Here is a 22,430-nt window from a genome sequence, read left to right as displayed (position 1 = left end):
CATGTTTGTGATGCGGCGATGACGAATGTTGGCATTTCTTCCCGCCGCGCGCCCGCCGCGTCCTACGATCCGCGGCTGATCGCGGCGGCGGCCGCGATGAACGAGAACCGGCTGCACGAAGCCGAACCGCTGTTGCGCGCGCTGCTGAAGGAAGATCCGTTCGACGTCCGCGCCATCCGCATGTTCGCGGAACTGGCGGGGCGGATCGGACGCTACACTGACGCGGAAAACCTCTTGCGCCGGGCGATTGAACTGGCGCCGGATTTCACACCCGCGCGCGCAAATCTGGCGCTGGTACTGTACCGGACCAACCGCGCGGCCGAGGCGCTGGACGAACTGCAGCGCGTGACAGCGGACGACCCCGACAATCCCGGGCACGCCAATCTGCAGGCCGCGGCGTTCGGTCGCATCGGCGAATTCGACGAGGCGCTGGCGCTTTACGAACTGGTGCGGAAGCAGGCGCCCGACCAGCCGCGCGTATGGATGAGCTATGGCCACATGCTCAAGACGGTAGGACGTCAGGCGGACGGTATCGCCGCCTACCGGCGTGCGCTCGACTTTTCACCCACGCTCGGCGAAGCGTGGTGGAGCCTCGCCAACCTCAAGACCGTGCGCTTCACCGATGAGGACATCGCCACGATGCGGGCGGCGCGTGAAGCGCCGGGCATCGCCGAGGAGGATGCGTGGCACCTCGAATTCGCGCTGGGCAAGGCTCTCGAAGACCGGGGTGAGGTGGAAGCGGCCTTCGCAAGCTATGCTGCAGGAAACGCGCGGCGGCGCGCGCGTATTCCCTATCGCGCCGACGAGACCGAGCGAAAGGTGGACGCCATGATCGCGACCGCCACGCCGGCCCTGTTCGCGGCATTTGACGGCGCGGGGGCGGAAGCGGCCGATCCCATCTTCGTCGTGGGCATGCCGCGTTCCGGCTCCACGCTGGTCGAACAGATTCTCGCCAGCCACAGCCAGGTGGAAGGGACCAGCGAGCTGCCCGATATTGCGCTGCTGGCGCGGGATGTCGCGGATTATCCGGAAGGGCTGTCCGCGCTGCCCGCCGCGCAACTGCGCGAGATGGGCGAACAGTATATCGAGCGGACGCGCGTCCAGCGGCATACGGCCCGGCCGATCTTCATCGACAAGATGCCCAACAACTGGGTGCATGTGCCGCTGATACGGCTGATATTGCCCCGTGCCCGCATCATCGATGCGCGGCGGCATCCACTCGGTTGCTGCTTCTCCAACTTCAAGCAGCATTTCGCGCGCGGTCAGGGCTTCAGCTACGATCTTGCCGACATGGGGCGCTATTATCGCGACTATGTGCGGCTGATGGCGCATATCGATCGGGTGCTGCCGGGGCATGTCCACCGCGTGATCTACGAACGCATGGTCGACGATACCGAAGCCGAGGTGCGTGCGCTTCTGGCGGCCTGCGGCCTGCCTTTCGAGGAAGCCTGCCTGGCCTTTCACGAAACCGCGCGCCCCGTGCGGACGGCCAGTTCGGAGCAGGTGCGCCAGCCCATCTATCGTGACGGCACCGAGGCATGGAAGCCGTTCGAGCCGTTTCTGGCGCCGTTGCGGGACGCGCTGGGGGATGTTCTCACGCGTTATCCGCAAGTGCCGGCATCGTTGCAATTTGGCCACGGTCGGTAACGAACGATAGTTGCGAATTGCAACGATCTTGACGTTATGTTGCTGCGCGTCACAAACCGCAGTCATAACGCATCAGATCAGGGCGGTTCCATCATGAGTGCAGGTTTTCGTAGCTTCTCCCGGCTCGCGCTTCTGGCCGGATCGGCTCTCGCATCCTCCTCTGTTTTTGCGCAGGAAACACCGCAGTCCGCGGCCGAAAACAGCGATCCCAACGTCATCATCGTGACCGCGCAGAAGCGCAGCGAAAATCTCCAGAACGTGCCGATCGCGATCCAGGCACTGGGCACGCAGAAGCTGGAGCAGCTCAACGTCACCAAGTTCACCGATTATGTGCAGCAATTGCCGTCGGTGACGTTCCAGGCGCTGGGCGGCACGCCGGGCACCAACGTGGTATACATGCGCGGCGTGGCTTCGGGCGGGGACGGCAACCATTCGGGATCGCTGCCCTCGGTCGGCGTCTATCTCGACGAACAGCCGGTGACGACGATCGGCGGCAACCTCGACGTTCACATCTATGACATCGCCCGTATTGAAAGCCTGTCTGGTCCCCAGGGCACGCTCTATGGTGCTTCGTCGGAAGCGGGCACGATCCGCATCATCACCAACAAGCCCGATACCAGCGGCTTCTATGGTAGCATCGATGGGGAGGTGAACACCGTTCACAAGGGCGGCCAGGGCGGCAAGATCGAAGGCATGCTGAACCTGCCGCTTTCGCAACGCGCTGCGCTGCGTGTGGTCGGCTTCTACGAGCGCGATGCCGGTTTCATCGATAACGTGGCAGGCTGCCGTTCTTTCCTGCCGGAAACCAATCCGTTTGGCTGCCCGCCCGCCAAGAATGGCGGCATTGCGGTGGACAACAAGCAGTTCGTCAAAAAGAACTACAACGATACCGAGGTCTATGGTGGGCGCGCGGCGTTGAAGGTTGATCTGGACGACAACTGGACGGTAACGCCGGCCGTCATGTACCAGGAAACCAAGAGCCACGGCTCGTATGGCTTCGATCCGCGCGTGGGCGATCTTCAGGTGCAGCATTTTCTGCCGGAGTATCGCAGCGACAAATTCATCCAGGCCGCGCTGACGATCGAAGGCAAGCTCGGCAACTGGGATGTGACCTATGCTGGCGCCTATCTGGACCGGAAGGATATCCAGTCGAGCGACTACACCGATTACGCCGAAGCGTATGATTCGCTTTACTCCTCGGTAGGGGGCAACGCGGGCTATTTCTTTTTCCAGGACAGCACCGGGAAAACCATCGACCCACGTCAGCGGATTGTGGGGACCGACCACTTCAAGAAGATGAGCCATGAATTACGCCTCGCCTCGCCCAGTAGCGAGCCGGTGCGCGTGGTGGCGGGGCTTTTCTATCAACGGCAGTCCAACCAGATTCACCAGGACTACCAGGTCAATGGTCTTGCCCCGGACCTGTCGGTCAACGGTATGCCGGGCACTCTGTGGCTGACCCAGCAGTACCGCGTGGATCGGGATCTCGCTGCGTTTGGCGAACTGAGCTATGATATCGCGCCCAACGTTACGCTGACCGCGGGCGGTCGTGCATTCATGTACGACAATTCGCTGATCGGCTTCTTCGGATTTGGTCGTAATCCGGCCTTCGATCAGGCATCCAGCAGCAATTCGGTGCCGCCGAACGCGGTATATTCGACACGGACCGGCGTCGCTGGTTGCTTCACACCAGGCGGGCTGCGCCTGCGTGACGCGCAACTTGCCGGCAATCCCACGCCATCGTTGCTGCCCGCCGCCGTCGATGGCAGCCCCTGCACCAACCTCGGGGTTTATAACTACAGCACGGGATCGGTGAATCCCGTCCATGCCAAGGGCAGTGGCGGCACCTACCGTTTCAATGCGACGTGGAAGCCGAGCAAGGACCTGATGTTTTACGCCACCTGGTCACGCGGGTTCCGTCCGGGCGGCATCAATCGCCGCGCTGATGTGGCGAATTATGAGCCTGATTACCTCACCAACTACGAACTCGGCTTCAAGACGACGCTGGCGGATGGTCTGATCCGTCTCAATGGCGCGATCTATCAGCAGGATTGGAAGCGGTTCCAGTTCGCCTATCTGGGGGCGAACAGCTTTACGGAGATTCACAACGGCCCCAATGCCCGTATCCGCGGCGTCGATATCGACGTCGGGGTTGGTCGCGGTCCGCTCACGTTGACGATGGCTGCGGCTTACGCCGACGCGAAGACGCGACAGAATCTTTGCCTGTTCGACGATCCCACGTTTACCTGTACGGCGTCGGGGCCCAATGGACAGGCGAACCTCGTGTCGGCACCGAAAGGCACGCGCCTGCCGGTGACCCCCCAGTTCAAGGGTAGCGGCACGCTGCGGTATACGGTGCCCATGGGGGCGGCAAAGGTCTATGGCCAGGTCAACGGAACCTACCAGAGTTCGGCGGCGTCGGACCTGCGGACGGCGACCTATGAGACCTTTTCCGGCAATGTCATCAACCCCTCAGCGCAGCTTGGCCGGTTGAAGGCTTATGGCCAGATGAACCTGGCGGCGGGCGCTGAATGGGATGCATTCTCGCTCGAAATCTATGTTTCCAACGTGTTCGATGAGCGGGGCGAGCTCTCGCGCTTCGAGGCCTGCGGAAGCTGCGGGCAGCGCCCCTATATCGTCCCCACCACGCCGCGCACCATCGGTCTGCGTGCCGGGGCCAAGTTCTGATGGCCTGACCGGGCCTGACGATCCGGAAAAAGGGCGGGCCGCTTCTTCGGGAGCGGCCCGTTTTTTTACGAGGAGACGAGCCTCACGGCCTGTCGAGGACGTAGCCCATCGAACGGACGGTCCGCAGCGGATAGCCCGCGCCCACTTCGCGCAGGGCGCGGCGCAGGCGGCTGACCCAGGCGTCCACGGTGCGTTCGTCGATAGGCTGGCCATGCTTGCCCAGCGCGGCGATCAGCTGCGTGCGGGAAAAGACGTGGCCAGGCTGTTCCATCAAGTAGCGCAGCAGGCGGAACTCGTTGGGCATGAGCTGGACGGGCTTGTCCTTCCAGCGCACCTGCAAGGCCGCCAGGTCCAGCGTCAGGTCGCCCAGCTTCAGCGTGCGGGCCGGGGCCTCGTGGTCCGGCAACTGGACCGACAGCACGCGATCGAGCACGGTGTTCCGGTCGATCGGGGCGACGATGTAATCGTCCGCGCCGGCGCGCAACGCGCGGCGCTTGGCCTCGGCATCGTCTTCCTCCAGGATCATCGTGACATGCGCGGCTTCGGTCTGCGGATCGGCGCGCAGCCGGCGGCACAGCTCCAGGCCCGACATCTCGGGCAGCACCCAGTCCACGAAGGCCCACGGGCGCCCATCGAGCAGCGGCGGCGGGGACGACCATTTCCACGCGTGGAAAACGACGCGCAGGTCGTCGTGCAGGAAGCTGTCGTGTCCGCCGGCGAGCGTGCCGGTGAGGAGGATGTCGATCTGACGCATTGGCCCCATCCGCTATGGATGGCGCCTATCTGATGCAGCTATGTGACGGCTGAGTGACGATATGACGAAAACCGGCGCCTTACTGGCGCAGCGCCACCGCCCGGGGCGCGCCGGTCACACCGGCAGGCCGACGTAGTTTTCCGCGATGCTGGTCTGCGCCGCCGTGCTGGAGGCAATGTAGTCCAGTTCCGCCACCTGCATCGCGCGCTCGAACGGACCGTCATCGGGAAAGCGGTGCATCAGCTTGGTCAGCGACCAGCTGAACCGTTCCGACTTCCACACCCGCGCCAGCGCCTTGGCCGAATAGCCGGCGATGGCATCGGCATCGGCGCGCCGGAAGAAGCCGGTCAGGGCTTCGGCCGCGTAATGCACGTCGCTGGCGGCAAGGTTCAGGCCCTTGGCACCGGTGGGCGGCACGATATGCGCGGCGTCGCCGCACAGCAGCAGGCTGCCATGGCGCATCGGCTCGAACACGTAGGAGCGCAGCGGCGCGATCGATTTCTCGATCGCCGGCCCGCGCGTGATGTTCGCCGCCGCATCGGGGCCGAGGCGGATCGCCAGTTCGTCCCACACGCGTTCGTCGCTCCAGTCCTCGATCTTCTCGGTCAGCGGCACGTCCACGTAATAGCGGCTGCGCGTGTGGCTGCGCATCGAGGCGAGCGCGAAGCCGCGTTCGTGGTTGGCGTAGATCAGTTCGTGGTTGCACGGCGGCACGTCGGCCAGGATGCCCAGCCAGCCGAACGGATAGACCCGCTCGAATTCGCGCGCGGCAGAGACCGGGATTGCCTTGCGCGAAGGGCCGTGGAAGCCATCGCAGCCGGCGATGAAGCGTGCATCGATGCGCTGGTCCGCGCCATCCTTGCGGAAGGTGACATAGGGCGCGTCGCTTTCGATCGCGTGCAGCGCCACGTCCTCGGCGCCGTAGATCACCGGCAGCCCGCGATCGGGTGCGGCATCCATCAGGTCGCGCGTGATTTCGGTCTGGCCATAGACCGTCACGGTCTTGCCGGTGAGGTTGGCCACGTCGATGCGGATCAGCCGTTCGCCATCGGCCAGGTTGAACCCTTCCTCGACCAGCCCTTCCGCCTTGAGCCGGGCATCGAGGCCCAGGCGTTCCATCAGCGAGACAGTGATCTGTTCGAGCACGCCGGCGCGGATGCGGCCCAGCACATAGTCGGGGGTCTGCCGTTCGAGAACGACGCAATCGATGCCTTCGGCCTTCAACAGATGTCCGAGCAACAGGCCGGCCGGGCCGGCGCCAATGATGGCGACCTGGGTACGCATCGACTTCTCCCACGCATGCAGCCCTGGACGGCTGCCGGCCCAAGGTTGACAAAACCCGGCCGGGAGGAAAGGGAGAGGGCGGACAAAGAAATGGTATTATCGAGACGATCGCGGCGCGCAGCGCGTTGCATGATTGGGAAATCGCGCCGCACCGGCATGACGATTTCGTCCAGGTGCTGCTGGTGCGCGATGGGCATGTGCTGCTGACGCTGGATGGCACGGAACGGTCGCTGGACGGGCCATGCCGGGTGATCGCGCCGCCGCGCATGGTCCACGGGTTCCGTTTCCGGCACGGCACGTCGGGCTATGTCCTGACGCTTTCGACCGATTTTGCCGCGCGCGCCACGGGGCCGGCGGATGGCCTGCTGGCGGCGCTGGCGCAGGGCGGCGCCGGCACGATGGACGCGCGGCCGGCCACGCGGGCCTTCTGGCTGGCGGAGGAGATGCTGGAACTCCAGCGCGAATGGCGCGAGCGCGATCCGCTTTTCCTGGCGCTGGCCGAGGCATTGGTGCGGACGCTGACCCATGCCGATCGCGATCAGGATGCGGGGGCGCTGGCGGACCGGCGGCTGCACCGTTTCCGGCACCTGGTGGAACTGCACTATCGCGAACACCGTCCGCTCGATTTCTATGCTGGCGCGCTGGGGATGACGCGGCGCACGCTCTCCCGGTTGACGGCCGCCGGCCTCGATTGTTCGCCCATGGAAGTCGTCCACCGGCGCCTCGCGCTCGAGGCCCGGCGCCTGCTGCGCTACACCAACGCCAGCGCGGTGCAGGTGGCGGCGGAACTGGGGTTCGACGATCCTTCGTATTTCTCGCGCTTCTATCGCAGGATGACGGGCGTTAGGCCCGGAGAAGACCGCGCGGCGAGTTAGTTCAATACCCCGCCGCCTTCACGTTTCGCGCCATTCGCGCCAGAGCGCGACCCGGCGATGCACCGCCGCGCTGATGCTGGCGGGAAGGGTGTCGAGCGCGAAGAAGCGCGCTTCCGCGATTTCCCGCCCGTCCGCCCTGGGCGCGTCGTCGGTCTGGCCAGCCACCATTTCGATGCGGTTGCGCCACCCGCCGGGCATGGCGATCCGGTCGGAACCGAACCAGACAGGCTGAACAAGGCGGCACCCGGTCTCCTCTGCCAGCTCGCGCATGGCTGCTGCAGCCGCGTCCTCGCCACGCGCAAGACCGCCGCCGGGCAGCATCCACAGGTCCGGCTGCTGGTAGCTGTGGCGCACCAGCAGGACCCGCCCGTCGCGATCGAACGCCAGCACGTTGCAGCCGCGCACTTCCAGGCGCAGCGCTCCCCACAGGCGCAGCCGCAACGCATGGGCGCAGCGCAGGGCCAGCCGGTGAAGCGAAGCGGGCAGGAAGGAGAGCATGGCCTCCGTCTTGCGCCCGATGGGGCCGTGGTGGCAAGGGTGGGGCGATCGATCGTGATCGCGGGGGCTTTGCATATGGGATCGTGGATCGCCGTCGGCGTCCGGACAAGGCGATGGCGGACGACCCGGATGATGCCGTGCTGGCCGTTGGCGCTCTTGCTGGTCGCAACGGGGCCGGGCGCTGCGCTGGCGCAGCCGGCGCGGTATGACGAGGCGATTGGTTGCGCGGCGGCGAACGCCGTGGCGGCCGGCATTCTCCAGTCCGGTTCGCCAACCGAGGAGGAGCAGGCGCAAGCCGACGATTTCCAGCAGATCGCCGAGGCATGGCTGGGCCAGGCGGTGAGCCTGTCCGCCACGGGCGAAGACGGCGCCTTTGCCGATTTCAACCGGGCATCGCGCGATATATCCGACCGCATTGCCGCCTCCCATGCGGACGATGCGCTGGAGGGCATTCTGGGCGGGCCGCTCGAGGCGTGCAACCGTCTCGACAGTCCGTTCGGCGATGACGCCCCGCTCGATCTTCCTCCTTCCGATCAACCCCCGGCCGATGCGGCGCCGGGCGCTATCCCGCTGCCGGGACAACCAGCGTAAGTCCCGATATCGGACGGAGAATTGCGCGGGAGGTGTGACGCGTATCATGGCATCGGCCGGCGTTGGTGGACAACGTGGGCGCGACCGGGCACATCCGTTCTGCGCGGGGTTAGGGTGGAGACGCACGGGGGTGCGATTCGTGGCGGCAAACGGCGGGATTTGGAGCATCGGGGCGGGGCTGCAGCGCACGGTGTGGTGGCTGCTCGCGACCGCCATCGCCGTGCTCCTGGCGGCGATCGGCTGGGCGATCGTCACGCCGGTATCTCCGCTGGGCGATTGGCGACCGGACAGCGCCAAGGTGCTGCCCACACCGTTGCGCAAGACGCTCTATGCGGCGGTCGATCCCTTCAATCGCGGCCCCGCCATGGCGACGCCGGGCTCACAGGCCGGCGGCACGGTGACGTCGCTGACACTGGTGCTGTTCGGAACGCGTGGCTTGCCCGGCGGCGGGGGCAGCGCGATCATCGCCGGCGAGGACGGCGTGCAGCAGGTCTATCGCGCGGGTGATGAAGTGGTGCCTGGCGTCACCCTGGCTGAAGTGGCCTTCGATCACGTCGCGCTGATGCGAAATGGCGCCAAGGAGCTGCTCTATATCGACCAGTCGGGCAAGGCGCCGAGCGCGCAGGGGCTGGTCGCGGCCAATCCCGTTCCCCCGCCTGGCGGAGCTGCCCTCAACGCGCCGGCCGGAGGGGTAGGCGCCCTTACCGTCGATGCGGCGCGGCGCGGGATCAGCTTTGGTCCCCGTGCCGAAAGCGGGCGCATCGTCGGGCTCGAAGTGCTGCCCACCGGCGATGGCTCCGCGTTCCGTGGTGCCGGGTTCCAGCCCGGCGATGTCGTGACCGCCGTGGATGGCAAGCCGATCACCGGCGCCGGCGATGGCGCGATGCTGGCCGGCGCGCTGCGCCCCGGCGCTTCCGTTTCGGTCACCGTGCGTCGCGGTGACCGCCAACTTCCGCTGGCGATAACATTGGCACCATGAAGCTCCGATCCTCCCGATTCCACCGATCCCGTTTCAGGTCTTTTCTCGCCGCCGCGGCCATGCTGGCGATTGCCGTGCCGCAGGTGGCGATGGCGCAGTACACGCTCAACGTGCGCGAGGCGGACATCCGCGCCTTCGTGGCCGATGCGGCGGAAGTGACCGGCCGCACGTTCATCGTCGATGCGCGCGTGCAGGGGAAGGTCAGCGTCGTGTCGGAACGGCCGCTGTCGCGCTCCGAATACTTCGAGGTATTCCTGTCCACCCTGCGTGCCAACGGGCTGGTGGCGGTGCCGACCGGCAACGGCGCGTTCCGCGTGCAGCCGGCCGAAGGCGCGGCGAGCCAGCCCACGCGCATCGGCAGCAAGGGCGCGGCGCGCAACCAGATGATCACCGAGATCGTGCGCCTGCGCGCGATCGACGCGGCGCAGGCGGTGGAAACGCTGCGCCCGCTGGTCAGCAAGGAAGGCGCGATCACCGCCAACAAGTCCGGCAATTCGCTGGTGATCGTCGACTATGCCGACAACATGGCGCGCATCCGCGCGCTGGTGGCGCAGATCGACCGCGACAACGCCTCTACCCAGACGATCCTGCTGGAACACGCCGGCGCGCGCGAGATCGCGACGGCGCTGACCCAGCTGATCCCGGCGGGCGGCGAGGGCGGCCGCGCGCTGGCCACGGTGGTCGCGGTGGACAGCGCCAATGCCGTGCTGATGCGCGGCGAGCGCGATACGCTGGCGCGGTTGGCGGCGATGGCGCGCCAGCTCGATGCCAAGGCGGCGACGGGCGGCGAGATCAAGGTGCTGTGGCTCGATTATGCCGATGCGGCGGTGCTGGTGCCGGTGCTGGAACGGCTGGTGGGCGGCCAGGGCGGTACGGAAGTGGCCTCGGGATCGCAGGCCCCGGTTTCGCTGGGGGGCGTGGGCAGCAGCCAGACCTCGAACGCGGGCACGCTGGGCGGCACCACGCCTGGGGCCGGCGCGGCGGCGGGCACCGGAGCGGGATCGGGCAGCAAGGCCAGCGTCAACCCCACCGGGGCGACCGCCGGTGGCCTCGGCAGCGGCGCGATCAAGCTCGCCAACGGGCGCGGCACCGCCACGATCACCCGCTATCCCGGCGCCAACGCGATCATCATCGCCGCGCCCGCCGACGACCAGCGCCGCCTGACCGAACTCGTCCGCCAGCTCGACATCCCGCAGGAACAGGTGCTGGTGGAAGCGATCATCGTCGAGATTTCCAACGACGTGGCGCGCGAGCTGGGCGTGCAGTTCCTGTTCGGCGGCAAGGACAAGCCGTTCGCCGTCACCAATTTCGGCAATTCCTCGCCCAACATCATCGATGTCGCCGGCGGGTTGCTGGCCAACAAGCTCGACCAGACGACCACCGTGGTCAACGGATCGACCGTCACCACCACGACCAACAGCACGGCGGGCGACCTGCTCAAGCAGAACGCGGCAAGCAAGATTCTGGCGGCGTCGGGCGGCTATTCGGGTTTTCTCACCCAGCTGGGCAACAACACCTATCTGGGCGCGCTGATCAACGCGGTGGCGACCGACAAGAATTCCAACATCCTCTCCACCCCGCACATCACCACCAACAACAACGTTCCCGCCTCGATCCTGTTCGGCAAGGAAATCCCGGTGGCGACGGGCGAGGCGCTGTCGTCCGCCAATTTCAACAACACCTTCCGCACCATCTCGCGCCAGAACGTGGGCATCGAGCTGGACGTGACGCCGCAGATCAACGCGGGCGACCAGGTGCGGCTGGACCTGCGGCAGGAAGTCAGCTCGATCGCGGGGACGGTTTCCAGCCGGTCGGACGACATCATCGTCAACAAGCGCGAGATCAAGACCACGGTGACCGTGGGCGATCGCGAGATCGTGGCGCTGGGTGGACTGCTCGACGACAACGAGCAGCGCACCTTGCAGAAGGTGCCGCTGCTGGGTGACGTGCCGGTGCTGGGCGAACTGTTCAAGTCGCGCGGGCGCAGCCATGTGAAGACCAACCTGATGGTCTTCATCCGCCCCACGATCATGCGCAACGCCAACGATCGGCAGGAATTGACCGCGCGGCGCTATGGCGTGGTGCGCAACGCGCAGCGCGCGTTCGAGCCGGGGCGCGAGCCGGGCATCGACGACCTGGTCGAGGACTATCTCGGCGCCACGCCGCCGGTCGCTCCGGGCAAGGCCGTCGCGGTGGCGCCGGGGGATACCGTGATCGCCCCGAAGGCGGCGGGCGAATTGCCGTCGACGGAAGCGTTGCCGGCCGACGCGGCGCAACCCGCCCGGCCCTGAGCCATGGACCAGCCGCCCGTCCTCGCCAGCCCGAACCCGCCGACGGCGCTGCCTTATGGCTTCGCGCGCGACGCCGGCTATCTGGTGGAGCGCGAGGACGCGGACAGCGTTGCCGTGGCGATGCGCGAGGGCGCGGACCCGTTCGTGCTGTTGGACCTGCGCCGCGCGCTTGGCCGGCCGGTATCGCTGCGCAAGGTCGCGCCGCCGGACTACGAGAGGCTGCTGGCCGAACGCTACGCCATGGACGGCGCGGCGGCGGTGGCGGGCGACATGGGCATCGGTGGCGAAGGGCTCGATCCGCTGGCGCTCGGCCTGCCCACGGCGGAAGACCTGCTCGACAGCGCGGACGATGCGCCGGCGATCCGGCTGATCAACGGCCTGATCGCCGAAGGGCTGCGCCAGGGCGTGTCCGACATCCATGTCGAACCTTACGAACAGGCGCTGGTCGTGCGGATGCGCGTGGACGGCGTGCTGGCGGAAAAGCTGCGGATGCCCCCGCACGTGGCGCCGGTGCTGGTGAGCCGCATCAAGGTTATGGCGCGGCTCGACATCGCCGAACGCCGCGTGCCGCAGGACGGGCGCATCAGCCTGAGCCTGGGCGGCAAGCTGGTCGACGTGCGCGTGTCCACGCTGCCCAGCCGCGTGGGCGAACGGGTGGTGCTGCGCCTGCTGGACAAGGAGAACGCCGGGCTGGATCTGGCCCATCTGGGGCTCGACGAGCGGGCGGAAGAAGTGCTGCGCCGCGCGCTGGCCGAACCCAACGGCATCGTGCTGGTCACCGGCCCCACCGGATCGGGCAAGACCACCACGCTCTATGCGGCGCTGCGCCAACTCAATGACGGCGCGCGCAACATCCTGACGGTGGAAGACCCGGTGGAATACGCTGTCGACGGCGTGGGGCAGACGCAAGTCAACGCGCGCGTGGGGCTGACGTTCGCCGCCGGCCTGCGCGCCATTCTGCGGCAGGACCCGGACGTGGTGATGGTCGGCGAAATCCGCGATCGCGAGACGGCGGACATCGCGGTGCAGGCCTCGCTGACCGGGCATCTCGTGCTGTCCACCGTCCACACCAACGACGCCGCCGGCGCGATCACGCGGATGCGCGACATGGGCGTGGAGCCGTTCCTGCTCGCGTCCACGCTGCGCGCGGTGATCGCGCAGCGGCTGGTGCGGCGGCTGTGCCCGCATTGCCGGGAAGCGCATGAAAGCGATGCCGCGCTGCACGCGCTGATCGGGGTGAAACCGGGCCGCACCGTTTATTTCGCGCGCGGCTGCGCCGAATGCGCGCAGACCGGCTACGTTGGTCGGATCGGCGTGTTCGAGGCGCTGCGGGTGGATGAGACGATCCGTCGGATGATCCACGACAACGCCGACGAGGCGGAGATTGCGAAGTACGCCTTCGCGGATTCGCCGCGTCTGGCCAAGGCGGTGCGCCGTCTGGTGCGCGATGGCGTGACCAGTCCGGAAGAAGCGGCACGGATCATGCGGCGCGAGGACGGGTGATGCCGCGTTTCACCTATCTTGCGATCGACCCAAAGGGCCACGAGCGGCGCGGCGCGATTGAGGCCGCGGGCGAACGGCAGGCGCTGGAGAAGCTGGCCGCGCGATCCTGGCACGTGGTGCGGATCGGGCCGGACGCCGCCGCCTCGGCCCGCCGCGCGGCGATTTCCACCAGCGGCATCGCCCTGTTCGCGCCGCGCCTTTCAGCCAAACAACTGGCGCTGTTTACTCGCCAGATCGCCTCGCTGATGACGGTCAGCCCGCTGGAGGAGGCGCTGCGCACTATCGCCCGGCAGACCGAGCAGCCGCGCGCCCGCGCGATCCTGTCCAGCGTCCATGCCGGCGTGGTGGAAGGGCTGCCGCTGGCCGAGGCGATGCGGCGCGAGGAGCCCAGCTTTCCCCCGGTCTATCGCGCGATGGTCGCGGCGGGGGAAAACTCCGGCACGCTGCCCGCCATCGCCAACCGGCTGGCCGACCTGCTGGAACGGCAGGCGCAAGTGCGGGGGAGAATCGTGGCGGCGCTGGCCTATCCGGTGGTGCTGTCGCTGGTCGCGCTGCTGGTGGTGACCGGGCTGATGATTTCGGTGGTGCCGCGCGTGGTCGAACAGTTCGACAACGCCAGCCGGCAACTGCCCCTGCTGACGCGCGTGGTCATCGCGGTTTCGCAGTTCCTGGCGCAGTGGTGGTGGGCCTTGCTGATCGTGGTGGCGCTGGCGGCGTTCGGCTTTGCCCGCGCGCTGCGGCGGCCGGCGTTCCGCTACCGCTGCGACAGCCTGCTGCTGCGCCTGCCGTTCGCCGGGCGGCTGCTGCGCGATGTGCACGCGGCGGGCCTCGCCCGCACGCTGGCGACGATGATCGAGGCCAAGCTGCCGCTGGTCGATGGCCTGAAGCTGGCCACGCGCACGGTGCGCAACACCGTCCACCGGCAGGCGCTGGAAGCGATCACCGAAAAGGTGCGCGCGGGCGGTTCGCTGTCCACCGCGCTGCGCGAGGCGGAGACGTTCCCGCCGCTGCTGGTCTATCTGGCGGCGAGCGGCGAGGCGGCCGGGCAACTTGGCCCCATGCTGGAACGCGCGGCGGAATATCTCGAGCGCGAGTTCGAAAGCTTCACCAGCGCGGCGATGGCCTTGCTGGAACCCGCCATCATCGTGGTCATGGGCGCGCTGGTCGCGCTCATCATTCTTGCGATCCTGCTGCCGATCCTGCAGCTTCAGAACCTGACCGGACTTTAGGAACGATGCGAAACCAACGCAGCTTGCCCGCGCCCAACGGCTTCTCGCTCGTGGAGCTGATGGTGGTGCTGTTCATCATCGGCCTGCTGGCGACGGTGGTGCTGATCAACGTTCTGCCCAGCACCGACAAGGCGCGCGTGGTGAAGGCGCAGAGCGACATCGCCACGCTGGATCAGGCGATGGAGATGTACCGGCTCGACATGGGCACTTATCCGGGACCGGGCGAGGGGCTGGCCGCGCTGAAGACCCCGCCCGCCAATCTTGCGCTGCCGCAGAACTATCGCAGCGGCGGCTATGTGAAGGATCTGCCGAACGATCCGTGGGGACATCCCTATCAGTTCCAGGTGCCGGGGAACGACGGCAAGCCCTTCGATATCTTCTCGCTGGGCGCGGACGGGCAGCCCGGCGGCAGCGACCTGAACGCCGATATCCACGCAGGGAAGAACTGATCCGCGATGGATGCGGAAAGCGCCTTTCCAGCGCCTGATGGCCTGCCCGGTGGCCTGATCGTGCTGTTGCCGGCCCGCTCTGGCGGCGGCTGGCGCTGGTGGCGCGTGGAACAGGGCGGTCTGGGCCGCGAACGGTCGTTCCTGGCCGATGCCGAAACAGCGCCATGGGGGCGGCTGGCGGAAGGCAGCGTGGTGACGGCGCTGGTGCCGGCCGCGCGGGCGCCGGTGCGCGATCACCCGATGCCCGACATGCCGCCCGCACAGGCGGTCGCCGCTGCCAGACTGGAGGCCGAAGCGCAGGGGATCGGTTCCGCGCGCCGCCATGCCGCCGCCGCCAGAGCGGAAGGCCGCCTGTTGTGCGTGACGGTCGATGCGGATGACATGGACCGCTGGTTGGGGGAACTGGCCGAAGCGGGGCTCGATGCGGCGGCGCTGGTTCCGGCCGCGCTGGTGCTGCCGCGCCCCGATGCCGGAATGGTGGTGGCGGAACTGGGCGACGAGCCGCTGGCGCGCACGCCCGCTGCGGCTTTCGCCGGCGAACCCGCCCTGATCGGCCTTCTTGCCGATGGCGCGGGAACGGTGGCGCTCGCTGCCGAAACGCTCGACGCGCGCTTGCTGGCTATCCATCGCGCGCCGCCGGTGAACTTGCGGCAGGGTGTTTACGCGCCACGCGGGCCGGGTTTCCTGAGCGGGATGCAAGGGGGGCAGTTGGCGCGGATGGCGGCGGTCGTGGCGCTGCTGGTGCTGGTGCTCATGCTGGTGTGGATCGCCAAGTGGGAGCTGGCGGCGTCGGCGCGCGAGCGCGACGCACTGGCGCTGGTGCAACGCCGGTTTCCGGCTGCGAGCGATCTCGATAGCGCCGAGCGGCTGGTGGCGGCGGACATGGCAAAGCGCGGGCAGGGCGCGGCGAACTTCACCGCGCCGATGGCGGCGGTGCTGGCGGCGATGCAGCCGGTGCCGTCGATCCGGCTGCGCGATCTGGGCTACAGCGCGGATGGCACGCTGCGGTTCACGGCGGCGGCGCCGCGCGCGGAGGATGTCAACGCCGTGCTGATTGCCTTGCAGAACGCGGGCTGGAAAGTGACCGTGCCGCCGTCGCTGGCCTCCGATCCGACCGGGGCGACGGTGGTTGCCATTACGGTGCGGGCGCCATGATCGCGCGGGTGCAAGCCTGGTACACGGGGCTGACCACGCGCGAACGGACGCTCGTGACGATTGCCGGCGCGCTCGCTGGCCTGATCGTGCTGATCTACGGCATCGTGCTGCCCGTGGGGCGCGCCTTCGACGCTGCCGATGCGCGCCATGTGGCGTCGGTGCAGCGCACGGAACGGCTGATGGCGGCGCTGCGGCTGCTCGATGCCCGGCCCGCCGGTCCGGCCTCGCGTACAGGGACGGGGCCGGTCGAACAGGCGGTCGCCGCCAGTGCCGAACAGGCCGGGTTTGTGCTGCAATCCAACCAGCCGCGCGGCAGCGACACGACCGCGATCGTCATCGCTTCGGCGCGGCCCGCCGCAGTGTTCGCCTGGCTTGATGCGTTGGCGGGCACGGGCGTGATTGTCGATACGCTGACCGTCACGCCCGCGCCCGACGGATCGGTAGCGGTGAATGCCACCTTGCGCCGGAGTGGCATATGACTGTGGTCAGCAAGACGTCTGCGATGCCGCGCCGCGCGGTGCCGGTGCTGATCGCGGTGTTCCTCGCCGCGCTGGTCGTGCTGATGCCTCTGCGGATCGTGCTGGGGTGGGCCGGCGGGGCCTTGTCGGCGCGCTATGTCGACGGGCCGGTCTGGTGGGGCCGGGCTTATGACCTGCGGATTGGCCCGGTGCCGGTGGGGACCGTCGATGCGGGTTTGCGCCCCTTGCCGCTGCTGATCGGCCGGGCGGAGACGTGGCTTGAACGGCCAGCGGGGACCGGGCAAGCGCCCTTGCGCGCGCGGATCGGAGGCGGCGCGGGCGGGCTGCGTTTGGCCGATGCCACCGGTTCCCTGCCCTTGCCCGAAGGCCTCGGCCAATTGCCAGCCAGCACGATCGGCTTTGATCAGTTCGCGGTCGATTTCGCCGACGGGCGGTGCCGGTCCGCATCCGGCACGCTGACGGTGACGCTGGCGCCGGTGAGCGCGCTGATGCCCAAGCCGCTACCGCTTACGGGTAAGGCACGCTGCCAGGATGGCGCGCTGGTCGTGCCGATGGCCGATAGTGGCGGCATGGCCCACTTGCTGCTCAAGGTGGCAGGCACCGGCGGGTGGACCGCCGATCTCTCGCTCGCGGGCTTGCCCGTGGAGATCAGCGGCCCTCTGGTGGATGAGGGCTTTTCCGCCCGGCCCGGCGGCATCGGCTTCCGGACCGGCGGAACGTTCTGACCGCCTGCTTCAGGCCAGTATTCTTCAGGCCGGTATTCTTCAGGCGAGCACTTCGGTCAGGAACCACACGCGGCGTTCGGCCTGGTCGGTCCAGTCATCGGCCATGCCTTCGGTTGCGTTGTCGCCGGCTTCGGTGGCCGCCGCCTTCACGCCACGGATCGCCTCGACCAGCTTGGCGTTGTCGTCGCGCAGCACCTTGACCATGTTCATGGCGTCGACCTTGGCGCGGTCGTCATCCTTGATCGAGGCTTTGCCGGCGATCGCGCCGATCGAGGTCAGCGTCGCCCCGCCGTTCTTGCGTACCCGTTCGGCGATGATGTCGGTCAGCGCGAAGATTTCGGCAGACTGTTCGTCGAACAGCAGGTGCAGATCGCGGAAGTGCGGGCCGGAGACGTGCCAGTGGAAGTTCTTGGTCTTGAGATAGAGCGTGAAGTAATCGGCAAGAAGGCCGTTCAGGCTGTCGATCAGCGCCTTCTTCGCATTGTCGCCCGGCATGGGAATCCCTTTCCTGCGGTTGGATGTTGATGGCATCCGTATACGCTTCCCAGCGCCGTTTGTTTCACGGGAAATGCGCGTAACGATGATCGATCGCGTCGATAAAAGCCTGAGGTTATTTTGGTTTTGGTAATTATTTCAGCGTGTTGAAAAAACCGTGCAAGCGCATTGCCACCTCTGAAAAGTCCAGCATTTCCGCCAAATCCGAGGCATCCATCCGGTTCGGATGCATTGTCAGCGGTGCCATGTGGACCTAGTCTGATCGCCACATAGCGATATTGTTCCGAATTTTTCGCATTGGCCCATGCAGCAGGCGGGGGATGGATGCCGATGGAAGCAACGCTGTACGCGCTCGGGCTTGTCGAGCGTGAATTGCTGCTGTTCGCGGCGGTTTGGTTCGTCATCGGCGCTGCCGACGATCTTGGCATAGACATGCTGTGGCTGTGGCTGCGTCTCTCGGGCCGCGCCCGCACGGGGAGGCTGGAAGGGCCGGCGGATCAGCCCTTGCGCGGAATTGCGGCGGTGCTGGTCCCGGCCTGGCGTGAGCAGGACGTCGTGGGAGCCATGATCCGGCACAGCCTGGATGCATGGCCCCATGCGGAAATGCGCTTCTACGTCGGATGCTATCGCAACGATCCGGCGACGCTGGCCGCCGCGATCGCTTCCACCCGCGACGATCGCCTTCGGATCGTCGTCCACGATCGCGATGGCCCCACCACCAAGGCAGACTGTCTCAACCGGCTTTACGAAGCGATGTGCGAAGACGAGCGGCGCGGCCGCTTCCGCGTGCGCAGCGTGATCCTGCACGATGCCGAGGACATGGTGCACCCGGCGGCGCTTTCGCTGCTGGATAGCGCGCTGGACGAGGCGGACTTCGTCCAGTTGCCCGTGAGGCCGGAGCCGCAGCGCACATCGCGCTGGATCGGAGGGCATTACTGCGATGAATTCGCCGAGGCGCATGGCAAGGTCATGGTCGTGCGCGACTGGCTGGGCGCGGGGCTGCCGGCGGCCGGCGTGGGATGCGCGTTTTCCCGCACGGCTCTGGAAACCGTGGCGGCCCGGCGCGGCGCGAGCCAGCCGTTCGCGCCCGAATGCCTGACCGAAGATTATGAATGCGGCTTGTTGATCGGGGAGGAAGGCGGACGCTCCCGCTTCCTGCGGGTCCGGGATGCGCGCGGGAACCTTGTCGCCACGCGCGAATTCTTCCCGGCGCGGCTGGACCAGGCCGTGCGCCAGAAGACGCGCTGGATGCATGGAATCGCGTTTCAGGGGTGGGACCGCCTGGGCTGGCGGTTGCGGTCGGCCGAACTATGGATGCGCTTGCGCGATCGGCGCGGGCCGCTGGATGCGCTGGTGCTTCTTGCCGCCTATGTTCTGCTCGTGTTGGCGCCGGTCCTGATGATCGGGCGGGCTCTGGGCTACTATGAACCCGTGCCGCTGGGGCATGTCTTGCGCTGGCTGATCGGCGTGAATGCGTTTCTTCTCGGCTGGCGTTTGCTGGTACGCGGCGTTTTCACGGCGCGCGAATACGATCTGGCGGAAGGCGTGAGGGCGGTGTTGAGAGCGCCGGTTTCCAACGTGATCGCGATCATGGCCGGGCGGCGGGCGTTGATGGCCTATCTGGCGTCGCTTCGGCACGGCCAGACGGCGTGGGATCACACCAGCCATCATGACCATCCCGCACTGGCAACCCGGATATGACGATGGCTCCGGCAGGTGCAGGCGTCCATACCGGGGGCGCCGAAACCGGATCGCGACGGAGAGGATCGCCGGTACTGTCGCTTGCCCTCGTGCTTGCTGGCTGGATTGCGCTGCGCACCATGGCGCTGGCCTTGCCCTCTCCCGAAACGCTGGCGCCACCGGGGAAGATGGCGCCGATGGTTCCCACGGAAGCGGGTGTCGCGTCGTCGGCGCCGATGTCGGTTCCGTTCGTCTCGATGTGGCTGCAGCCGTCAGGCGGGATGGCTCCCGTGCGGGAAGCGGAACGGCGGCCATGGCCGGTTGGCCAGGGGGCAGGCGCGGCCGATGTAGCCTTCGCAGGGTCCAGCAGGGCGAGCGGTTGGGGATGGTCCTTGCCACCGGGCGAGGCACCGCACGGACGCGACGACGTCCGGGGGTCCCCCGCCGTCGCGACGCAGACCGATCCCTTGCCGGCAGCCTATGCGGTGCCTGCCGGGGGGTCACCCGCGCCCCACGCGCGCTGGTCTGGCGATGCATGGTTCCTGCTGCGCCGTGGCAGCAGCGGGACAGCACTTGCCGCCGGCCTGCCCGCCTATGGCGGCAGCCAGGCCGGCGGCGTTCTGCGCTATCGCATCATGCCGCAGGAACGGCATCGGCTGACGGCCTATCTTCGCGCTACGGGGGCGGTGCGGTCCGACGTGGATGACCGGGAACTGGCGCTGGGGCTTTCGGCACGCCCCGTTCCGACCATACCGGTTTCCCTGCTGGTGGAGGGAAGATTGCAGCAGGGCAGCTTTGCCACCCGGCTGCGGCCATCGATCGCGGCGGTCACCGAACTGCCTCCGATCACCCTTCCGCTGGGTTTGAGGAGCGATGTCTACGCCCAGGCGGGATGGGTCGGTGGTGCCGGGGCAACACCCTTCTTCGACGCGCAGGCGGTGGTGGACCGCGCCCTGGTTCCGCTGGCGCGGGGGATCGATCTGCGCGCAGGCGGCGGAGTGTGGAGCGGGGGGCAGAAGGGCGCGGTCCGGCTTGACCTTGGCCCGCGCGCGGGCCTGGTGGTGCAACGTGGCCGGTTTCCCCTGCGTCTTTCCGCTGACTGGCGCTTCCGCGTGGCCGGCCAAGCGGCGCCGGGATCGGGACCGGCGCTGACCCTGGCCACGGGGTTCTGACAGAACAAGGCTGAAAACTGTTCGGAAAGAGGCGCGCCCGCCGTTCCCAAGCCGGTCGCGCTGCGCTACGCCGTGACAGTAATGGACGTCTATCTTCCGATCGCCAACCTGTCGGTCAACGGTCTGGTCATCGTCGCGCTGGGCGCGCTGACGGGCCTGCTGTCCGGCATGTTCGGGGTGGGCGGCGGTTTCCTGACCACACCCTTGCTGATCTTCTATGGGGTGCCGCCCACGGTCGCCGCCGCATCGGCCGCCAGCCAGGTGACGGGCGCCAGCGTTTCGGGGGCGTTCGCGCACGCGCGGCGCGGTGGCATCGATTATCAGATGGGCGCGGTGCTCGTGGCCGGGGGCGTGATCGGCACCGGGCTGGGTGCGTTGCTGTTCCGTCTGCTCCAGTCGCTGGGGCAGATCGATACCGTCATCAACATCCTTTACGTGCTGCTGCTGGGCGGCATCGGCGGACTGATGGCGCACGAAAGCATCACCGCGTTGCGCGCGCAGAAGGCTGGCATCGCGCTTCCCGCGCGCAAGCGACGGCACCATCCGCTGGTGGCCAGCCTGCCGTGGCGCTGGCGCTTTTACCGCTCGGGCCTGTACATCTCGCCGCTGGCGCCGCTGCTGCTCGGCATGGCCACGGGCATTCTCACCATGCTGATGGGGATCGGTGGCGGGTTCATCCTGGTGCCCGCGATGCTCTACATCCTGGGCATGAGCGTGGGCGTGGTGGTCGGCACATCGCTGTTCCAGATCCTATTCGTGACCATGGCGACGACGATGATGCACGCCCTGACGACGCGCGCCGTCGATATCGTGCTGGCGGTGCTGCTGCTGGTGGGATCGGTGTCGGGCGCGCAGATCGGCGCGCAGTTCGCGCAGAAGGCGAAGCCCGAACAGCTCCGCCTGATCCTGGCGGTGATCGTGTTGGGGGTGGCGCTGCGGATGGCGCTGGGGCTCGGCTACCGGCCGGACGAAATCTACACGGTGATCCCGTTGTGATCGCGTTGCGGTCCGCCCTGTTGGTACTGTGCCTGCTTCTGCTCGGCGGTGCGCGTGATCCGATTCTGGTGCCGGAAATCTCGCAGCACGAAGTGCAGGTGCGGCAGGGCTTTACCGGGGCCGACCTGCTGCTGTTCGGTGCGATCCTCAGCCCGGAAGGCACACGCGCGGCGCAGGATTACGATATCATCGTGGTGCTGGAAGGGCCGGTCCGTTCCATCGTGCTGCGTGAGAAGCAGAAGGTCGCCGGCATGTGGATCAACGCCGCCAGCACCGAGTTCCGCTCCGCCCCCAGCTATTACGCGATCGCCTCGTCGCGCCCGATCGCGCGCATCGTGGACGACAAGACGGCGGCTATCTACGAACTGGGGCTCAAGTGGTTGCAGCTTTCGCCGATCGGGGTGATCGATCCCGCCGAACAGAAGCGCTTTTCCGCGGGGCTGGTGGACCTGATGCAGCGGCAGGGGCTGTACCGGCAGGACGAAGGCGCGGTGAAGATCAGCGGGCAGGTGCTGTACCAGGCCCGCATCGCCCTGCCGTCGAGCGTTCTGACCGGAACCTACACCGCCGAAACCTTCGCGGTGCGTGACGGCAAGGTCGTCGCTTCGGCCATCACCCGGGTCGAGGTGACCAAGGAGGGGTTCGAGCGGTTCGTGGCGGTCAATGCCCAGCGCAACGGGCTGCTCTATGGCCTGTTCGCGGTGCTGGTGTCGGTGGCGATGGGCTGGATCGCCGGCCGCCTGTTCGCGCTGGTCTAGGGTCCTGACCCTAGGCGGGCGTTGGCGGTGTCAAGAACCGCGCCATCTCCTTCATTAGAGCGGTTTCCACACGAACTGACTCGTCAGGGATTCCCTTCGCGGCGCCGTTGTGATTCAGACTTCCTGCTGGTGTCAGGAGGCCAGCATGGATGGCACGAACGCTTTCACAGGATCTTCGGGAC

The 22,430-nt window shown here is 67.4% G+C and carries 20 protein-coding genes; 16 read left to right on the top strand and 4 right to left on the bottom strand.

All coding sequences use genetic code 11. The features are described from left to right. Positions 1-18 precede the first annotated feature (18 nt). Entirely contained in the window at positions 19-1,647 is a 1,629-nt protein-coding gene (locus EH199_RS11160) for a sulfotransferase (RefSeq protein ID WP_124809331.1), read from the top strand. A gap of 93 nt (positions 1,648-1,740) precedes the next feature. Then, positions 1,741-4,335 (top strand): TonB-dependent receptor, encoded by a 2,595-nt coding sequence (locus EH199_RS11155; RefSeq protein WP_124809330.1) that lies wholly within the window; start codon positions 1,741-1,743, stop codon positions 4,333-4,335. A gap of 82 nt (positions 4,336-4,417) precedes the next feature. Here EH199_RS11155 and EH199_RS11150 read toward each other — a convergent pair whose 3' ends face one another. Together EH199_RS11150 and pobA are read right to left on the bottom strand one after the other, a co-directional pair. Beyond that, on the bottom strand, positions 4,418-5,089 hold the full coding sequence (locus tag EH199_RS11150; protein ID WP_124809329.1) for a response regulator transcription factor: 672 nt from the start codon (positions 5,087-5,089) through the stop codon (positions 4,418-4,420). Positions 5,090-5,203: 114 nt separating this feature from the next. Beyond that, positions 5,204-6,373: a 4-hydroxybenzoate 3-monooxygenase gene (gene pobA, locus EH199_RS11145; RefSeq protein ID WP_124809328.1), complete on the bottom strand. Its 1,170-nt coding sequence runs from the start codon at positions 6,371-6,373 to the stop codon at positions 5,204-5,206. Positions 6,374-6,498: 125 nt separating this feature from the next. On the opposite strand from pobA, the gene EH199_RS11140 reads away from it, so the two are divergent. Next, complete coding sequence (locus EH199_RS11140; protein WP_223806621.1) at positions 6,499-7,248, top strand: AraC family transcriptional regulator; 750 nt, start codon at positions 6,499-6,501, stop codon at positions 7,246-7,248. A gap of 18 nt (positions 7,249-7,266) precedes the next feature. Here the strand turns inward: EH199_RS11140 and EH199_RS11135 are convergent, their stop codons facing one another. Next, positions 7,267-7,746, bottom strand: a complete 480-nt coding sequence (locus EH199_RS11135; protein WP_124809326.1) for an NUDIX domain-containing protein — start codon at positions 7,744-7,746, stop codon at positions 7,267-7,269. A gap of 129 nt (positions 7,747-7,875) precedes the next feature. On the opposite strand from EH199_RS11135, the gene EH199_RS24380 reads away from it, so the two are divergent. The 9 genes from EH199_RS24380 (at position 7,876) to gspN (ending at position 17,147) form a co-directional block, all read left to right on the top strand. Next, a complete protein-coding gene (locus EH199_RS24380) occupies positions 7,876-8,337 on the top strand; it encodes a hypothetical protein (RefSeq protein ID WP_190287231.1) in 462 nt (153 codons plus the stop codon). A gap of 139 nt (positions 8,338-8,476) precedes the next feature. Then, positions 8,477-9,316, top strand: coding sequence for a type II secretion system protein N (locus EH199_RS11130; protein WP_190287230.1), 840 nt, complete (start codon positions 8,477-8,479; stop codon positions 9,314-9,316). Between the two features lie 59 nt (positions 9,317-9,375). Then, entirely contained in the window at positions 9,376-11,607 is a 2,232-nt protein-coding gene (gene gspD, locus EH199_RS11125) for a type II secretion system secretin GspD (RefSeq protein ID WP_223806620.1), read from the top strand. A gap of 3 nt (positions 11,608-11,610) precedes the next feature. Then, positions 11,611-13,110: a type II secretion system ATPase GspE gene (gspE, locus tag EH199_RS11120; RefSeq protein ID WP_124809323.1), complete on the top strand. Its 1,500-nt coding sequence runs from the start codon at positions 11,611-11,613 to the stop codon at positions 13,108-13,110. After that, on the top strand, positions 13,110-14,339 hold the full coding sequence (gene gspF / locus EH199_RS11115; protein WP_124809322.1) for a type II secretion system inner membrane protein GspF: 1,230 nt from the start codon (positions 13,110-13,112) through the stop codon (positions 14,337-14,339). The genes gspE and gspF overlap by 1 nt, the downstream gene beginning before the upstream one ends. 5 nt (positions 14,340-14,344) lie before the next feature. Then, entirely contained in the window at positions 14,345-14,788 is a 444-nt protein-coding gene (gspG, locus tag EH199_RS11110) for a type II secretion system major pseudopilin GspG (protein ID WP_124809321.1), read from the top strand. A gap of 6 nt (positions 14,789-14,794) precedes the next feature. Next, positions 14,795-15,943, top strand: coding sequence for a type II secretion system protein GspL (gene gspL, locus EH199_RS11105; RefSeq protein WP_124809320.1), 1,149 nt, complete (start codon positions 14,795-14,797; stop codon positions 15,941-15,943). After that, positions 15,940-16,422 carry a type II secretion system protein GspM gene (gene gspM / locus EH199_RS11100; protein ID WP_124809319.1) on the top strand — a complete coding sequence of 161 codons (483 nt, stop codon included), beginning with the start codon at positions 15,940-15,942 and terminating at the stop codon, positions 16,420-16,422. The genes gspL and gspM overlap by 4 nt, the downstream gene beginning before the upstream one ends. Then, positions 16,419-17,147 (top strand): type II secretion system protein N, encoded by a 729-nt coding sequence (gene gspN / locus EH199_RS11095; RefSeq protein WP_124809318.1) that lies wholly within the window; start codon positions 16,419-16,421, stop codon positions 17,145-17,147. Before gspM ends, gspN begins: the two co-directional genes overlap by 4 nt. A 39-nt stretch (positions 17,148-17,186) precedes the next feature. Here the strand turns inward: gspN and EH199_RS11090 are convergent, their stop codons facing one another. Further along, positions 17,187-17,642: a Dps family protein gene (locus tag EH199_RS11090; protein ID WP_124809317.1), complete on the bottom strand. Its 456-nt coding sequence runs from the start codon at positions 17,640-17,642 to the stop codon at positions 17,187-17,189. Between the two features lie 330 nt (positions 17,643-17,972). Here EH199_RS11090 and EH199_RS11085 point away from each other — a divergent pair, with 330 nt between their 5' ends. The 4 genes from EH199_RS11085 to EH199_RS11070 all read left to right on the top strand — a co-directional run bounded on the left by EH199_RS11085 (position 17,973) and on the right by EH199_RS11070 (position 22,248). Further along, complete coding sequence (locus tag EH199_RS11085) at positions 17,973-19,343, top strand: glycosyl transferase family protein (RefSeq protein WP_223806619.1); 1,371 nt, start codon at positions 17,973-17,975, stop codon at positions 19,341-19,343. Positions 19,344-19,345: 2 nt separating this feature from the next. Then, positions 19,346-20,494: a hypothetical protein gene (locus EH199_RS11080; RefSeq protein WP_124809315.1), complete on the top strand. Its 1,149-nt coding sequence runs from the start codon at positions 19,346-19,348 to the stop codon at positions 20,492-20,494. Between the two features lie 81 nt (positions 20,495-20,575). Next, positions 20,576-21,490: a sulfite exporter TauE/SafE family protein gene (locus EH199_RS11075; RefSeq protein WP_124809314.1), complete on the top strand. Its 915-nt coding sequence runs from the start codon at positions 20,576-20,578 to the stop codon at positions 21,488-21,490. Then, positions 21,487-22,248: a TIGR02186 family protein gene (locus EH199_RS11070; RefSeq protein WP_124809313.1), complete on the top strand. Its 762-nt coding sequence runs from the start codon at positions 21,487-21,489 to the stop codon at positions 22,246-22,248. The genes EH199_RS11075 and EH199_RS11070 overlap by 4 nt, the downstream gene beginning before the upstream one ends. The last annotated feature ends 182 nt before the right edge of the window (positions 22,249-22,430 follow it).

It is taken from the genome of Novosphingobium sp. LASN5T, assembly GCF_003856955.1.
Taxonomy (GTDB): domain Bacteria; phylum Pseudomonadota; class Alphaproteobacteria; order Sphingomonadales; family Sphingomonadaceae; genus Novosphingobium.
This window is presented reverse-complemented; position numbering and strand designations above follow the sequence as displayed.

What these genes read in the sequence shown, in the direction of transcription:
- EH199_RS11160 (WP_124809331.1), top strand. Translation starts at nt 19, where the DNA reads ATGACGAATGTTGGCATTTCTTCCCGCCGCGCGCCCGCCGCGTCCTAC.
- EH199_RS11155 (WP_124809330.1), top strand. Translation starts at nt 1,741, where the DNA reads ATGAGTGCAGGTTTTCGTAGCTTCTCCCGGCTCGCGCTTCTGGCCGGA.
- EH199_RS11150 (WP_124809329.1), bottom strand. Translation starts at nt 5,089, where the DNA reads ATGCGTCAGATCGACATCCTCCTCACCGGCACGCTCGCCGGCGGACAC.
- pobA (WP_124809328.1), bottom strand. Translation starts at nt 6,373, where the DNA reads ATGCGTACCCAGGTCGCCATCATTGGCGCCGGCCCGGCCGGCCTGTTG.
- EH199_RS11135 (WP_124809326.1), bottom strand. Translation starts at nt 7,746, where the DNA reads ATGCTCTCCTTCCTGCCCGCTTCGCTTCACCGGCTGGCCCTGCGCTGC.
- EH199_RS24380 (WP_190287231.1), top strand. Translation starts at nt 7,876, where the DNA reads ATGATGCCGTGCTGGCCGTTGGCGCTCTTGCTGGTCGCAACGGGGCCG.
- gspD (WP_223806620.1), top strand. Translation starts at nt 9,376, where the DNA reads ATGCTGGCGATTGCCGTGCCGCAGGTGGCGATGGCGCAGTACACGCTC.
- gspE (WP_124809323.1), top strand. Translation starts at nt 11,611, where the DNA reads ATGGACCAGCCGCCCGTCCTCGCCAGCCCGAACCCGCCGACGGCGCTG.
- gspF (WP_124809322.1), top strand. Translation starts at nt 13,110, where the DNA reads ATGCCGCGTTTCACCTATCTTGCGATCGACCCAAAGGGCCACGAGCGG.
- gspG (WP_124809321.1), top strand. Translation starts at nt 14,345, where the DNA reads ATGCGAAACCAACGCAGCTTGCCCGCGCCCAACGGCTTCTCGCTCGTG.
- gspL (WP_124809320.1), top strand. Translation starts at nt 14,795, where the DNA reads ATGGATGCGGAAAGCGCCTTTCCAGCGCCTGATGGCCTGCCCGGTGGC.
- gspM (WP_124809319.1), top strand. Translation starts at nt 15,940, where the DNA reads ATGATCGCGCGGGTGCAAGCCTGGTACACGGGGCTGACCACGCGCGAA.
- gspN (WP_124809318.1), top strand. Translation starts at nt 16,419, where the DNA reads ATGACTGTGGTCAGCAAGACGTCTGCGATGCCGCGCCGCGCGGTGCCG.
- EH199_RS11090 (WP_124809317.1), bottom strand. Translation starts at nt 17,642, where the DNA reads ATGCCGGGCGACAATGCGAAGAAGGCGCTGATCGACAGCCTGAACGGC.
- EH199_RS11085 (WP_223806619.1), top strand. Translation starts at nt 17,973, where the DNA reads ATGGAAGCAACGCTGTACGCGCTCGGGCTTGTCGAGCGTGAATTGCTG.
- EH199_RS11080 (WP_124809315.1), top strand. Translation starts at nt 19,346, where the DNA reads ATGGCTCCGGCAGGTGCAGGCGTCCATACCGGGGGCGCCGAAACCGGA.
- EH199_RS11075 (WP_124809314.1), top strand. Translation starts at nt 20,576, where the DNA reads ATGGACGTCTATCTTCCGATCGCCAACCTGTCGGTCAACGGTCTGGTC.